This is a genomic window from Sulfitobacter sp. (assembly GCF_036960155.1).
Classification (GTDB): Bacteria; Pseudomonadota; Alphaproteobacteria; order Rhodobacterales; family Rhodobacteraceae; genus Sulfitobacter.
The window spans coordinates 972,164-987,163 of the sequence record NZ_JBALWB010000001.1; the positions used below are offsets into that span (position 1 = coordinate 972,164).

Genomic DNA, 15,000 nt, shown 5'->3' on the forward strand with positions numbered 1-15,000 from the left:
TCGCCTTTACGGATTGATTGAGATCGGCGTGCCGTCTTCAATCATCGCGTAGAGTCTTTCCATTTCCTGATTACTCACGGAAATGCAACCCCACGTCCAGTCGCCTTTATCCAATCGCATTGGATGTCTCTGTCCGTGAATGAAAATCTCCCCTCCGGGTGACTTTCCCAAAGCTCTCGCTGCACGCACATCATCCGCGTTTGGATACGAGATACCAAGCGACAGATGAAAACGGCTATTCGGATTTCGGCGATCAATCCTGTAGATGCCTTCGGGTGTTTTCCCGTCACCTTCGACCTGTTTATGCCCCTCTGGGGCAAAGCCGAGAAAGATGTCATAGTCCCGCAATACACGATCTTTGTTCAGAAGATACATCTTCCGCTCGCCTTTATTGACGACGACGCCCGTTACGCTCGGACCACTGTACCGCTTGAATTTACCAGGGGAACACGCCCCAAGTGTCGCAACTGCTGCGCCACCCAAAATTAGATGTCTACGTTTCATATGCCTGCTGCCTCATCCGTTGTCGGATTATTATTGACTACACTATATCAAAAAACTGGCAGTTCACAAATACGTCAATTTCTAAAAACGCGCCTAAATGTTCAATTTGGTGTGATTCATGCGCGCGAAAGTTGTGCCGCAAGCTCGACATGAGACGACCAACGGAACTGATCAACGGGCTGCACCCAATCTAATGTAAAGCCAGCAGCAACCATTTGCGCAACATCACGGGCAAATGTCACTGGATTACAGGACACATATGCGACGCGCTTTATGTCGGAACGCAAAATCTCAGCGGTTTGTGCTTCTGCACCCGAACGCGGCGGATCCATGACAACGGCATCAAATTTCTTGAATTCATCTGGCAACAGCGGACGACGATAAAGATCACGGGCAGAATGGGTCACGGTCTTAAGACCCTTTGCCATGCGCCATCCTTTATCCATCGCCTCAAGCATCAATGCTTCACTTTCTACGGCATAGACTTCGGCATTCTCTGCCAACGGCAAAGTGAACGTTCCACATCCAGCAAACAGGTCAATTACACGTTTGGCGCCATGCACAATTTCTTGCACCGCAGCCAATAGTTGTGCTTCGCCGTGGGCTGTCGCCTGCAAAAATGAGCCAGGAGGAGGGCAAACATCGCCCGCACCAAAACGCTGAACAGGCGGCGCGCGCTGCGCAATGACTTCATCATCCCACGTCAAACGTGCAAAACCACGGGTTTCACACAGGCCTGCCAATGTAATCCTCAGCGGGCCATCAATCGGTTTGCCGCCACTTACTTGTATGTCCAATCCGCGTGGAGACGTTGTGACCGTTACAGCTAACGTAGCCTTTCGGCTCCCCCCCAACACAGCCAAAGCTTCGGCAATTTCGCGGGCTGTTAGCAATTCTGGCTCAACCAGTTTGCAATCAGGTATCTCAACCACAGTACCGGATGCGCGCCCGTGAAAGCCGGACATTGTTCCCTTTTTGGTGCGCCGCGCTGCGAATGTTGCACGTCGCCGTGACTGTGCAGGTGACGTGACAATCGGGCGGATTTCCGTACGGAGCCCCTGCGCCGCCAGTGCCTGCGCAATCAGATCAGTCTTCCAATCAGCAACCAAATCATCTGACGCATGTTGAAGCTGGCAACCGCCGCACGCCTTAAAATGGCGGCACGACGGCGCAACGCGCTCATCTGAGGGCGTGATAATTTTCACGTCAGTTAGGGTAGCCCCTTCAAGCGTTCCAGTGACCACCTCACCTGGAAGTGTCATCGGGGCAAAGACTGGACCTTCGGCAATACCGTCACCGTAGATACCAAGGCGTGTAATTTTATATTCTGTCATGTCCCCGCCATAGCGATGCTAACGCGCGGCGGCTAGTCCCTATTGCGCAGCCTTGATATCCAAGAACCCACCAGATTGCCGCCCCCAATATCCGGAATAGAGACCGCCCAGCGCCAACAACTCATCATGCGTACCTGCTTCAGCGATCCGCCCTTGATCTAACACAACAATTCGATCCATTTCTCGCAGGGTGGAAAGACGGTGTGCAATCGCCATAACCGTCTTGCCTTCCATCACGTGTTCCAATGCGGTTTGAATCGCGGCTTCAACCTCACTATCAAGCGCACTTGTCGCTTCGTCCAAAACCAAAATTGGGGCATCTTTGATAATTGCGCGGGCCAGTGCGATCCGTTGCCGCTGCCCGCCGGACAGTTTCACGCCGCGTTCCCCCAGATGCGCGTCATATCCGGTACGTCCCTTGTGGTCTTCCAGCTCAAGGATGAATTCATGAGCTTCCGCCTGATTAGCTGCTGCAATCATTTCGTCATCAGAAGCGTCGGGGCGGCCGTATAGAATATTGTCACGTGCAGAACGATTGAACATCGCCGTCTCCTGCGTGACCATCGCGATAGAACGGCGCAGACTTTCCTGTGTCACGTCACGGATGTCCTGTCCGTCGATTACAATACGGCCCGATTCAGCGTCATAGAGCCTAAGCATCAAGGAAACCAAGGTAGACTTCCCTGCCCCCGACGCGCCCACAACACCTAGTTTCTCACCAGCACCAATCGTCAGGTCGATCTTTTCAATCCCGCCAGTTGCACGGCCATAAGCAAATCCAACACCCTCAAAACTTACCTCACCAAAGTTCGCTTTTAGTGCCTTGGCATGATCACCATCCTCCAGCCTCGTGCGAGGTGTGAGCGTGCGCATCCCGTCTTCGATCTCACCGACATTGGAATAGATCGCCATCATTGTGAAACTGACCCACCCTGTCATCTGGGCAATTCGAATCGAAATTGCACCTGCAGCGGCGATATCACCTGCGCTGGCCATATCGCGTTGCCACAACATGACAGTTGCGCCAATCAGCAGGACTGGCAAAATGCCCGCAAGACTCATCAGAGAAAAACGAAATCCTGCAGCCAGATAACCGAATTCTAGCGCACGCGTGCGAAAGCTCTGCATGGCATCCAGCGCCGCGCGATCTTCGTGATCATCATGGGCAAATAGCTTGACCGTTTTGATATTCGTGATCGTATCAACAACCTGCCCTGACACCATCGAGCGTGCGCCAGCGCGCGCGGCAGATCGCATCCGAATACGTGGCATGAACCACCGGATCAGTGCAAAATAGAAACAAAGCCAAACAGCGAGGCCCACAGCAACCCAGCCGTTAATCGCCGTCAGCAACAGAACCGAACCAAAAAGAGAAGCCAGTGCAAAGGCGACGACGTTGATCATTTCTGAGGCTACATCGGTCACGGCCCGCGCAGCCTGCATTTGTTTTTGAGCAATCCGACCTGCAAAATCATCATCGAAAAAGGTGACGTTCTGCCCCAATGACCAACGGTGTAACCTGGACAACACCAAAGGGTTCACATTCGGCTGAACGATAATCGCGTTTGCCCCAGCAGATAGGCCAAAAAACAGCGGGCGTGCGATTAGGAAAAACCCCATCGAAATCGCGATCATTGCAATGTTGCGCCCATCAAAGAACGCCTCTGGGCCACTTGTCACCGTGGCATCAATGACCCACCCAAGGATCAGTGCAGTGCCTGCTTCAAGCGCGCCAGCCGCTGCCGACAAAGCCGCGGCAAGCCAAAGTGCTGGCCATGCCCCCGACAAACACCACCGCATGAACGCACCAAGCGTTTGCGGAGGTGGGCCATTTGCGGGGCGAAAGGCGTCTATCCAATTTCCGATATTCACGTGTCTTCATCTTCCGTTTTCAAGAACCCACCAGATTGGCGTGCCCAGAACTGGGCATATAGCCCGCCTGAAGCCAAAAGCGCGCTATGATCGCCATCTTCTACAATTTGACCTTCATCCAGTACCAGAATGCGATCCATCCGCGCGATGGTTGAAAGGCGATGAGCAATTGCAATCACTGTCTTTCCTTCCATCATGCCGTACAGGGTTTTCTGGATCGCAGCTTCTACTTCACTGTCCAGCGCACTTGTCGCCTCGTCCAACAACAAGATTGGCGCATCTTTAAGAATAACACGGGCCAGCGTAATTCGCTGACGTTGCCCCCCCGATAACTTCACACCACGTTCCCCAACACGAGAAGCATAACCGCTACGTCCTTCTGGATCTTGTAGACCCAGAATAAACTCATGTGCTTCGGCTTGTTGTGCTGCCTTTATCGAATCGGCTTCGCTCGCGTCAGGTCGACCATAGCGAATGTTTTCCAGAACAGAACGATGCAGCAATGCGCTGTCTTGTTGAACCATACCGATTTGGCGACGCAAACTGTCCTGCGTAACGCTCGTGATATCCTGCTCATCAATCTTGATCAAACCTGCCTCGGCGTCATAAAAACGCAAAAGAAGCTTAAGTAGTGTCGATTTTCCAGCACCCGAACGGCCAATCAAGCCAACCTTTTGACCTGGTTCGATAGTTAGATCAATCGCGTTCAAGCCGCCCGATGTACGCCCATAATGATGCGTCAATTCTGTCATCTCAATACGGCCATTCGTGAGGGTAAGTTGTGTGGCATCCGGCGCATCAACAAGCGTAATTGGCTGGGCAATAGTCTCCATTCCCTCAGCAACAACACCAAGTTGACGGAAGAATGCAGACAGCGCCCACATGATCCACGCCGTCATCGAATTCAAACGAAGCGTCAACGTCGCCGCCGCAGCTACAGTTCCTACGCTGGCTTCACCTTGGACCCAAAGCGCCAGCGCCCATCCCACAATACCAACAATCAATATGCCATTCAGCATCACCAAACAGAAATCCATCGTTGTGAAAATCCGTTGTTCCACTTGGAATGTTCGGCGGGATTCCTCAATCGCTTCTTTGGCGTATATTTCTTCGCTGTCATGATGTGCAAACATCTTGACCGAGTGGATATTTGTATAGGCATCAACCACACGTCCCGTGACCGCAGAACGCGCGTCCGATGCTGCCTTTGACGCTGGACCAATCCGGCGGATCGCCCAGCGCGACAGCACCAGATAAATCGCAAACCAAATCACCAGTGGCACCAACAGCCGCGGATCAGCCGTGCTTAGCAGAATTGCGGCGCCGATCAGGTAAGCCAAAGAAAAGGAAAGTGCGTCAAATGCTTGAAACACGACTTCACCTGCGGCGGGCGGTGTTTGCATGATCCTATTGGCGATGCGACCTGCGAAATCATTCTCGAACCAGCCAACGGACTGGCGCAACACCTGGCGGTGCGCCCGCCAACGAATGAGCGTCCCGAAGTTTGGCAAAATTGCATTATTAATCAGTGCGACGTCAAACGCTTGAAGAACCGGACGCACAAAAACGATCAGCAATGCAACGATGATCAGTTCAGTACCATGACGAGCCCACATCTCTTCTGGGCCCCGCTCAAGCACATCAACGATGCGCCCCATATAGTAAATCAGTCCAACTTCGATCGCCGCGACAAGAATTGACATGAAAGCAGTCAGCACAAAAACTTTTTTGAATGGCTGACTATAGACAAGGAAAAACGACCACAAATCCCGCGCCGGGCGGTCCTCTTTGGGGTAGTCCACATAAGGGTCCACAAGGTTTTCAAAATATCGAAACATGTGCTGTGCCTTCGCTACTATCAGGACAACTGTATCCCCTACCCGCGACCAAAGGCCATCGCAGTCTTAGGTGTCGTGCAGCGCAAGCAGCTCTTTTTGGCTTAGTTTGAATTTTGACGCGATCCATGCCTGTTTTAGCAGAGCCAACCGCGAACCCAGTGCAGCACCCTGGTACATGGGCATCAAGTGTTTCGCCGAAACAGGAAAAATCTGTGCAGCGGCATTTTTCAAACCCTCGACAAGCAAAACATCTGGTATGTTTTCAGCGATTGCACACCGAATTAGATACGCCTGAGTTGCCACCCCCACTCCGTGCTCATAAGCAGTCTCTAATAAAGGTATTCCTTCATATGCAGCTGACCGAATGGCCTCGTATTTCCGCTGCTCAGCCTTGCTTAAACGTAGCTTTTCGGGTGTCGCCACACCGCCAAGGGATACAAGGCGCCCTACCCAATCAGGTGTTAACGTCAGGCTGTCAGACCCATGAATCATCAACAGCGCAAAGCGGATGTCTGATCCGGGCAAAATGGCGCCTAATACTCCAGTTTGAGCCATCGCAGCCAAAGCAGTGGATGGATCGACGGCATCCAATAACTTATGAATCTCAGCCCCTACCCGCTCTGATGAAAGAGTCTCTAATCCTTCTAGATTAGACCCTATCGCGGAAAGAGCATCGGCATCCATTCCTTCAGAGGTATCTCCATACCATGCATGGAATCGGAAATAGCGAAGCGTTCTAAGATAATCTTCGCGAATGCGGTCATCCGCGTTTTCGATAAACCGCACCCGCCGATCACTCAGATCATCCAGCCCACCTAGTGGGTCAAATACTTGCCCATCCCGATCAGCGTACAGCGCATTCATCGTAAAATCGCGACGGCGGGCATCGTCTGAAATATCAGTGGAAAACGCTACAACAGCTCGTCGCCCATCCGTTTCGACATCACGTCGAAACGTCGTCACCTCATAGCCAACACCGCCCGACACTACTGTGATGGTTCCGTGATCAATACCGGTTGGAACAGGCTTCAGCCCAGCGGCCTCAACCAAAAAAATCACCTCTGCAGGTGTCGCGCTGGTCGCCATATCAACATCGCTTGTTGGTACCCTCAAAAGAGCATTACGCACACAACCGCCAACATAGAAAATTTGATGACCACCACCGGCAATCGCGTCACACACTGCGCGCGCCGATGGCAATGTCAGCCATGGCGCGTCTTCAGGTGTTATTTTTGAATAATTTCTGTCCATGCACGCAGCATACGCGCTGTTGCGCCCCAGATGTAGTAGGGGCCGTAAGGCACAATAAAATAGTGGCGCATCTGCCCGCGCCATGGTCGCGATTGGATCAGGTAGTTATCAGGATTGAGCACATGATCGAGCGGGACAGAGAAAACCTCATCCACCTCACCCGGTTCTGGCCGTAACGTGAATTCAGATTTCACAAACCCAATTACAGGCGTCACATGAAAGCTTGTTACCGTTTCATGCGGCGGCAAACGACCCAGCACCTCAACACATTCAGGCGGCAACCCAATCTCTTCATGAGCTTCCCGCAAGGCAGCGGCAACCACATCGACGTCCCCGTCGTCCTGCTTACCCCCCGGAAAGGCAATTTGCCCCGGGTGGTGCTTTAACGCTGCCGATCGTTTCGTGAGCAGCACGCTTAGCCCATTTTCATCTTCGACAATCGGAGCAAGAACACCTGCCGGGCGCAGCTTGCGACCTGCGGGCAGGACTGTTTCGGGATTGAGATCAAAATCGGACGACCCAACACCTGTTTGCGCCAGCGCCGTCTGAAAGTGTTTGAGACGCTTATGCATCCTTTTCCGCTTCAAACCCTACTGTCAGGGGATCAATATCATAATGCGCACCACAGAACTGGCAATCGGCAGTCACGCGCCCATCATCAGTTGTCATCGTGCCAATATCTTGCGCAGAATAGATCGAAAGGCTTTGCCGCACACGGTCCTCTGAACAAGTACACCCAAAATGCACACGCTGTTTATCAAACACGCGGGGCTGTTCTTCGTGGAACAAACGCAGCAATACCTGCGAGGGCTCCAGCGTAGGGCCGATAAGTTCTAGATCATCCACTGTATCTAACAGAATATTCACACGACCCCAGTTTTCGGTTTCGTCATCATCTAATAAGTCGACAGGTTGCAAAATTTCTCCTGTCCCCTCGGCTTGCGCAGCAAATGGCGATGCTTTTGGCATGTGTTGCAACATCACTCCGCCAGCGCGCCAGTGTTCTGGTCCATCCGCCATTGTGGATTTACCAAAGCTAAGCTCAAACCGTGTCGGTAACTGTTCGGATTGGGCAAAATACCCTTCAGCAGATTTAGCCAGACTTTCTCCTGAGAGAGGCGAAATCCCCTGATACGGCGTCGTTCCCTTGCCCTGATCAATCATCACAGCGAAGTACCCGTCACCGACCTGATCAATCGGCGCGCCATCGGTCAGGCCTTCGGCATCATAGCTGGCGTAAGCACGAATACGCGCCGGCGCCCCATCCGCCTCGGGGCCATAATAATCTGTTGAAATCATCCGCACAGGGCCATTTGACTGAACCTGAAGCTGCAATTTCCAACGTAATTTCATTGTCTGACCGATTAGCGCGGTCAATAGCGCCATTTCTGCTACTAACGCTTCAACTTGCGGAGGGTAATTATGCTGTTCGAGAATACCGCCCAATGCAGTATCCAAACGCGCAATACGTCCACGAATATCTGAGTTATCAAGTTGGAACGGCAAAACCGTATCGTCCCACCCGGTGCTGTTTGCATCTGTCATTTTCGTCTATCCTTACCGCGAAGCGCTTGGCATACCGTGTCTATGTAGGGCGGGCAAGCCGTGACAAAAAGGGGTTGGAAATGATCAGACGTATCGGAGAGGTGCCGCGCCGTGGCCAACGCTATACTTTGAGGCCAGGTGCCTACGCAATTTTACCAATCGGGCGGAGGTTTTTATTAACCGCAGAAACCGATAGGGACTTTGACATTCAACTTCCGGGTGGCGGCATTGATCCTGGTGAAAGCCCGCTACAAGCTCTCTATCGGGAAGTTCGGGAAGAAATTGGTTGGTCTATCAGTAAACCAAGGCGCCTAGGGGCATTTCGCCGATATGTGTTTATGCCCGAGTACGATCTGTGGGCCGAAAAACTATGCACTATCTTTGTGGCGAAACCCACACGCCAGTTACATGATCCAATCGAGCAATACCATGAGACACTGATTTTGGATGCAGATGATGCAATTTCTGCCCTCGGTAATGATGGGGACAGGATGTTCTTGCGCGCTTATGCAGGGTCCAATCCCTGATACTCAAATAAGATTGCAGAAACATCGTCGGGAAAGTCTTCGCTCCCGTTAAACTCTGTGAGGCGCCAAATGAGCGCCTCAAGAAATGCGGGCCCTCGTGTTGACGCTAGATCATCCATAAGCACCGATAGGCCCTCCTCCCCCAGCATATCACCGGTTGGCCCGGGGCATTCTGTAACACCATCAGACAAAATCAGAATCCGGTCACCTGGCTTGAGATCTAATTCAAATCTAGCAAAACTCACCCCAGACAATAGCCCGACTGGAAATCCTCCCGGGCCGAACTGTTCTATCTCGCCATTTGCGCGCTGGACGGCAGGATGCGGATGACCAGCCTGCGACAAAACTATGTGGCCCGTTTGCAATTCAACAAACGCCAACAAAAGCGTAAAATAGTGCTCTGTCTCCATCTCGTCCAAGACCAGATCATTGAGATCTGCAACCACCTCATCAGGTGCGCGCGGCACATACTCACCTTTTTCGTTTTTGCACAATGCCACATTCTGATCCGGTGCGGCGCTGGAAAGGTATCCAGCCAAACGAGCGGTCATCAATGCCGAACTAATGCCGTGGCCGGACACATCAAGCGCGTACAGTCCCACGTGTTGCGGACCCGCCTCAAAAAAGCCAACCAAATCACCACCAACATGTCCGGATGATCGCAATAAAAGCGACACATCCCCAACAGGCAAGGCGCGGAACCGTTCTTTGACCAAGGACTGTTGAAGCTTTTTGGCCTCTTGCAAATCACTATCGATATTGTCGTAAAGTTGCTGCAACTCACCCAGTGTTTCGCTCAACGCGCGATTGGCCTGAACCATAGAACGTTGCATTTCAATCAAGCGTTCTCCTGCAGTGATGCGCGCCCGAAGTTCATTATTATCTACAGGCTTGGTCAGAAAATCATCTGCACCGCTGTCTAATCCAAGCGCCACCTCATCCTTTTCGCTCTTGGATGTCAGCAGGATAAAATAACTATATTCTTCTCCGTGCATCTCACGAAATCTGCGACAAAGCTCAAGGCCTGTCATTCCCGGCATCATCCAATCGCTCAACACAAGGTCCGGCCGACGCTCCGCCGCCAATTTCAATGCCTCCGCACCGCTTTCAGCCTCCATAACTTCAAACCCCCAACGCTTTAGAGACAGCGTAAGAAGCTTTCTTTGAAGCTTACTGTCATCCACGACCAACACACGTTGGATCGCACCACCATTAGGTAATTCAGACAGGTTCACTGGGTTTAACGGTGCAATGGGCATAGATCTTTCACTCTGCGGACTTTGAAAGTCTCTAACCCTTTGACCTTAACAGTCCGTGAAGCGAACCGAGTTGGAGTTCATTACTCTCCTTTAACCCTTTTGAATTACAAGCAGAGGTTGATGAGGAGACTTGGCATGATCGACTGGACCAGGATAAAAATGCTACGCGAAGAGATAGGTGAAGACGCCTTTCCCGAGGTCGTTGAGATATTCATCGAAGAAGTTTCGGAAATGATCGAAAAATTGCGTACAGCGCCGCAGATTGAATCGCTTGGAGAAGACCTTCATGCTCTCAAGGGTAGCGCATTGAATTTGGGGTTCACCACATTTTCAGAGCTATGCCAAATCGGGGAAACCAGCGCAGCCAATGGCCACGCCGATGAAATTGATTTGCCGCCCATTCTCCAGTGCTACGAAGACAGCAGTAAATTGTTCCTCGCCGGTTTGGAAAGTGGTGATGTATCCTAGATTAGCTTGTAAAAACTGCTGACCTTAATGCCACCCTGTTCGTTCATCGCTTTGGCACGTAGCATCTGCATACCCTTGATCCAGCGAGATGGATCAGAACCACGCAAAGCATTGTATTTGGCCACATCTGGGTGCGGCATAATCACAAATGTGCCGTCTACTACCCCCTGCCAAACAGATGTGGCAACGTCCCCGGCAGTCAACAAGTTGCCTTGTGCATCAGCGTCCCCCAGACCCAGTAATGGCGTCGCCACATATTGGGGGCAAACCACCGAAACGCCGATACCGTCATCCCCGTGGGAAATAAGAAGCGATTCCGCGAAGCTTACAGCGGCATGTTTTGTTGCTGAATAGGCCGCGTCACCAATCTGATTGAGCAATCCAGCCGCAGAAGCAACATTCACAAAATGCCCCGAACCGCGGGAAATCATCGCTGGCAGTAACGCCCGCGCAGCCCAAACATGAGACATGACGTGTACGTTCCAATTCAGCATCCAATCCGCGTCAGATGCGGATGCTGCATGGCTAGGATCGCCGCGCCCCAATCCCGCATTGGACACAAAAATATCCACCGGACCATGGGCTGCTTCAGCCGAACGGATCGCATGGATGATCTCGCTCTCTTTGGTAACATCACAGGCAACAGATATGGCGCCAATCTCATCAGCAACACTCTGCGCCAAATCGATATTCAGGTCCGCGATGCACACCTGTGCACCAGCTTGTGCCGCTTGCCGCGCCAGCGCAGCACCAATGCCGCTGGCACCTCCAGTTACAACAACCGATTTACCCGAAATATCCATGCCAGCCTCCCTAAATCACGAATTGGGCAAGCGTCTCATCATTTGTGATATCTGTATACGTAAACCCTGCGTCATCTAATTGTGCCAGAAAGCGCGGAAAGGCATCCGCTGTTGGCGTTTCAATTCCTATCAAAACAGAACCAAAGTTACGCGCTGATTTCTTGAGGTATTCAAAACGGCAAACGTCGTCATCTGGGCCCAGAATACTCAGAAATTCCTTAAGGGCGCCGGGCCGTTGGGGCATCCGCAAAATAAAGTACTTCTTGAGGCCAGAATAACGCTGCGCGCGCTCCTTCACTTCGGGAAGGCGTTCAAAATCAAAGTTACCACCGGAGGTAACGCAAACCACGGTCTTTCCTTTGATCTGATCTGCAACTTCGCCCAGCGCCTCAATGCTAAGGGCACCTGCTGGCTCCAGCACGATACCCTCCACATTCAACATCTCGACCATGCTAACGCAAATTCGATCCTCAGAGAGATGCACAACATCACTTCGTTGCACATTTTTGAGTTTTTCGAACGTCCGCACACCAATTTTGGCCACTGCAGCGCCATCAACAAATGTATTGATCGGCGAAACATCCACCGGAGCGCCCTCCTCCAAGGCACGCCCAAGGCTAGGCGCGCCTGAAGGCTCAACAAAAGTATATCGGCATCGATCTCCAAAAAACGTTCGAGTACCAGCGGACAATCCACCACCGCCAACAGGTAGAATGATGTGATCCGGTGCGCGGCCCAATTGATCTTCTATCTCAACAGCAACCGATGCCTGCCCCTCAATCACGTTATCATCATCAAAGGGGGACAGAAAATATGCACCCTCTTCGGCACAAAAACGCTGCGCCTCATCCAGTGTCTTGTCAAAATAGTCACCGACAAGGCGCACCTCAATTTGATCGCCGCCAAACATCTTGGTTTTTTGGATCTTTTGTTGCGGTGTCGTAACAGGCATATAAATCACACCGCGCACACCAAAATGGCTGCACATAAACGCAACGCCCTGCGCATGGTTACCCGCAGACGCACAGACAAAAACTTGATGCTCAGGTATCAGTTTGCGCATCGCATTGAACGCGCCGCGCAGCTTATAAGAACGTACAGGACTTAGATCTTCTCGTTTGAGATAAATATCCGCACCGTACCGATCAGACAGGTGTTCGTTCTTTAATAATGGCGTTGCTGGGAACACGCTACGCATCGCGCGTGTGGCAGCAATTGCACCCATTTGAAAATCTTCGTTCATGTGTTGCTGCCTTTTTCAGGGTGAGTGTCTTGGATAGGTCTGTATCCTAGTACCGTCAATAAACCCATCTGCCTTGCCGTGCGGCATAAAACCCGTTACGCCACGCGCGAAACTCGACAAAGGAAAACATCATGTCCGCGCCCAAGAAAGTTGTACTCGCCTACTCCGGTGGCCTTGATACCTCGATCATCCTGAAATGGCTCCAAACCGAGTATGGTTGTGAGGTCGTCACCTTTACCGCTGACCTTGGTCAAGGTGAGGAGCTGGAACCAGCCCGCGCCAAAGCTGAGATGATGGGTGCGTCAGAAATCTATGTCGAAGACGTGCGTGAAGAATTTGTACGTGACTTTGTCTTCCCAATGTTTCGCGCCAACGCGGTTTACGAAGGGTTGTACCTGCTAGGGACATCCATCGCCCGTCCGCTGATTTCCAAACGTCTGGTTGAGATCGCACACGAAACAGGCGCTGATGCGGTTGCGCACGGTGCAACAGGCAAAGGCAACGATCAGGTTCGTTTTGAACTTGCCGCCTACGCGCTAGATCCAAACATCAAAGTGATTGCACCGTGGCGCGAATGGGACCTGTCCAGCCGTACCAAGCTGCTGGAATTTGCCGAAGAGCACCAGATCCCGGTTGCAAAAGACAAACGTGGCGAAGCGCCATTCTCAGTTGATGCGAACCTCTTGCACACCTCTTCTGAGGGCAAAGTCCTTGAAGATCCGGCAGTCGATGCACCCGAATACGTCTATCAGCGCACCGTAAGCCCAGAAGAGGCACCTGATACTCCGGAATACATCGAAGTTGGTTTTGAGCGCGGCGATGCTGTTTCCATTAACGGCGAAGCCCTTTCCCCTGCCGAAGTCCTAACCAAGCTCAACGAACTGGGCGGCAAGCACGGTTGTGGCCGCCTTGATCTGGTTGAGGGTCGCTTCGTTGGTATGAAATCACGGGGCATCTACGAAACGCCCGGCGGCACATTGCTGCTTGAGGCGCACCGTGGGATCGAATCAATCACGCTTGACCGTGGCGCGATGCATCTAAAAGACCAGCTTATGCCGCAATACGCAGAACTGATCTATAACGGCTTCTGGTACTCCCCAGAGCGTACAATGCTGCAGGCCGCGATCGACGCAAGCCAGACCCATGTCACGGGTACGGTTCGCTTGAAACTGTATAAAGGTCACGTTCGCACGGTTGGCCGTTGGTCGGATCACAGCCTGTATTCCGAAGCGCACGTAACATTTGAAGACGATGCAGGTGCCTATGACCAAAAAGACGCGGCTGGATTTATTCAGCTAAACGCACTGCGCCTCAAGCTGCTGGCAGCACGCGATCAGCGACTAAAATAAGATAATGGCCCTATCAGAGAGATCTGATAGGGCCATTCATTTTCAAACCAACTCGTTAAAAATTTTAAAACGAACGGCCCGAACGAATGATTGCTCGGACCGCCTACTCGTTACTAAACCGGAAACCGGACTACGTAATCAAGATTACATAGATACTATTTACGAACGCTGAACATCTAACATCTCTCTGCTGCTATTCACGGGGAAAGGCGTTGCTGATGTAACCCGAAGTAATAGGGCAGTGCCGCATCAAGCACGGGCTGCAGTTCTGCTGTCACTTCCGGCAATGTCCCCTCAGCACCGGCAAATCCCGTACTGTTATGAACTGCGCCGTACCAATGTTTTGCCCATATGCCGTCATCTGATCGAGGCCCCGCTGGCCAGTGCAACATCGCCGAATCGAACGGTAGATCAATAGCATCGCAAATCGCGCGCAACATAACCTCGGGCTGCGCCCGGATGTCATCGCTATCAACTACAAGACCACCAAGTTTTCCATAAAGCGTTGACTGTTGGATAAACCCGATATCCTCCAGCGTGGGCGCCTCACGCTTTGCCGCGTAACTGGCAATGACCCGCGCAGGATGGCGGATCAAGTGGATATTTACACATTCTTGCGCCCACTCCATTGGAAACCCGTCCAACATATGGTGCGGCATGTGCTTCATATAAAGATGCGGCGTGCCATCTTGTTCACAACTTTGCGCAACACGCATTGGATCAGTTTCATGTGCTTTAATGATCTCATCCGTCATTGGATGATCCGTGCCTGAAACATCCAAATATGGCGCATAAAACGGCTCGTCCATCACCGCAAAATCACTACGTGTGCCAAATGAATACATCATTGCCGTGCTTAGGTTACGTGGACCGGACCACATCGCAATACGCATAGGGGGTATCCTTAGATTGTGTTGAACTGATCTAATTCATAGCACCGCCCGCATAACGGTAAACTAAAATCACCACCCCGTGAGAACATCAATCGCCCGTTGCGAAACATCAAA

General features: G+C 51.9%; 14 protein-coding genes. 3 read left to right on the top strand and 11 right to left on the bottom strand.

Annotated features, from left to right (window positions below):
- Positions 1-6 precede the first annotated feature (6 nt).
- The 7 genes from V7775_RS04905 to hslO form a co-directional block, all read right to left on the bottom strand.
- A complete protein-coding gene (locus tag V7775_RS04905; RefSeq protein ID WP_335750731.1) occupies positions 7-504 on the bottom strand; it encodes a L,D-transpeptidase family protein in 498 nt (165 codons plus the stop codon).
- A gap of 116 nt (positions 505-620) precedes the next feature.
- Positions 621-1,838 (bottom strand): class I SAM-dependent RNA methyltransferase, encoded by a 1,218-nt coding sequence (locus tag V7775_RS04910; protein ID WP_335750732.1) that lies wholly within the window; start codon positions 1,836-1,838, stop codon positions 621-623.
- 39 nt (positions 1,839-1,877) lie between these two features.
- On the bottom strand, positions 1,878-3,710 hold the full coding sequence (locus V7775_RS04915) for an ABC transporter ATP-binding protein (protein WP_335750733.1): 1,833 nt from the start codon (positions 3,708-3,710) through the stop codon (positions 1,878-1,880).
- Positions 3,707-5,548, bottom strand: coding sequence for an ABC transporter ATP-binding protein (locus tag V7775_RS04920; RefSeq protein ID WP_335750734.1), 1,842 nt, complete (start codon positions 5,546-5,548; stop codon positions 3,707-3,709). Before V7775_RS04920 ends, V7775_RS04915 begins: the two co-directional genes overlap by 4 nt.
- 66 nt (positions 5,549-5,614) lie before the next feature.
- A complete protein-coding gene (locus tag V7775_RS04925; RefSeq protein WP_335750735.1) occupies positions 5,615-6,799 on the bottom strand; it encodes a CCA tRNA nucleotidyltransferase in 1,185 nt (394 codons plus the stop codon).
- The gene (locus V7775_RS04930; protein WP_335750736.1) at positions 6,775-7,371 is read right to left on the bottom strand and encodes a CoA pyrophosphatase; all 597 of its coding nucleotides are present in this window, start codon (positions 7,369-7,371) and stop codon (positions 6,775-6,777) included. Before V7775_RS04930 ends, V7775_RS04925 begins: the two co-directional genes overlap by 25 nt.
- Positions 7,364-8,344: an Hsp33 family molecular chaperone HslO gene (gene hslO, locus V7775_RS04935; protein WP_335750737.1), complete on the bottom strand. Its 981-nt coding sequence runs from the start codon at positions 8,342-8,344 to the stop codon at positions 7,364-7,366. Before hslO ends, V7775_RS04930 begins: the two co-directional genes overlap by 8 nt.
- Positions 8,345-8,424: 80 nt before the next feature.
- On the opposite strand from hslO, the gene V7775_RS04940 reads away from it, so the two are divergent.
- Complete coding sequence (locus V7775_RS04940; protein ID WP_335750738.1) at positions 8,425-8,871, top strand: NUDIX hydrolase; 447 nt, start codon at positions 8,425-8,427, stop codon at positions 8,869-8,871.
- Here V7775_RS04940 and V7775_RS04945 read toward each other — a convergent pair.
- Entirely contained in the window at positions 8,850-10,130 is a 1,281-nt protein-coding gene (locus tag V7775_RS04945; protein WP_335750739.1) for a PP2C family protein-serine/threonine phosphatase, read from the bottom strand. The two genes, V7775_RS04940 and V7775_RS04945, sit on opposite strands and share 22 nt — an antisense overlap.
- 135 nt (positions 10,131-10,265) lie before the next feature.
- Here V7775_RS04945 and V7775_RS04950 point away from each other — a divergent pair, with 135 nt between their 5' ends.
- Entirely contained in the window at positions 10,266-10,598 is a 333-nt protein-coding gene (locus V7775_RS04950; RefSeq protein ID WP_335750740.1) for an Hpt domain-containing protein, read from the top strand.
- Here the strand turns inward: V7775_RS04950 and V7775_RS04955 are convergent.
- The gene (locus V7775_RS04955) at positions 10,595-11,401 is read right to left on the bottom strand and encodes an SDR family oxidoreductase (RefSeq protein WP_335750741.1); all 807 of its coding nucleotides are present in this window, start codon (positions 11,399-11,401) and stop codon (positions 10,595-10,597) included. The genes V7775_RS04950 and V7775_RS04955 overlap by 4 nt on opposite strands.
- A gap of 10 nt (positions 11,402-11,411) precedes the next feature.
- Positions 11,412-12,644 carry a threonine ammonia-lyase IlvA gene (gene ilvA, locus V7775_RS04960; RefSeq protein WP_335750742.1) on the bottom strand — a complete coding sequence of 411 codons (1,233 nt, stop codon included), beginning with the start codon at positions 12,642-12,644 and terminating at the stop codon, positions 11,412-11,414.
- Positions 12,645-12,775: 131 nt separating this feature from the next.
- Here ilvA and V7775_RS04965 point away from each other — a divergent pair, with 131 nt between their 5' ends.
- A complete protein-coding gene (locus tag V7775_RS04965) occupies positions 12,776-13,993 on the top strand; it encodes an argininosuccinate synthase (protein WP_335750743.1) in 1,218 nt (405 codons plus the stop codon).
- A gap of 197 nt (positions 13,994-14,190) precedes the next feature.
- On the opposite strand, the gene V7775_RS04970 is transcribed toward V7775_RS04965, so the two are convergent.
- Positions 14,191-14,886 (bottom strand): HAD family hydrolase, encoded by a 696-nt coding sequence (locus tag V7775_RS04970; protein WP_335750744.1) that lies wholly within the window; start codon positions 14,884-14,886, stop codon positions 14,191-14,193.
- Between the last annotated feature and the right edge of the window lie 114 nt (positions 14,887-15,000).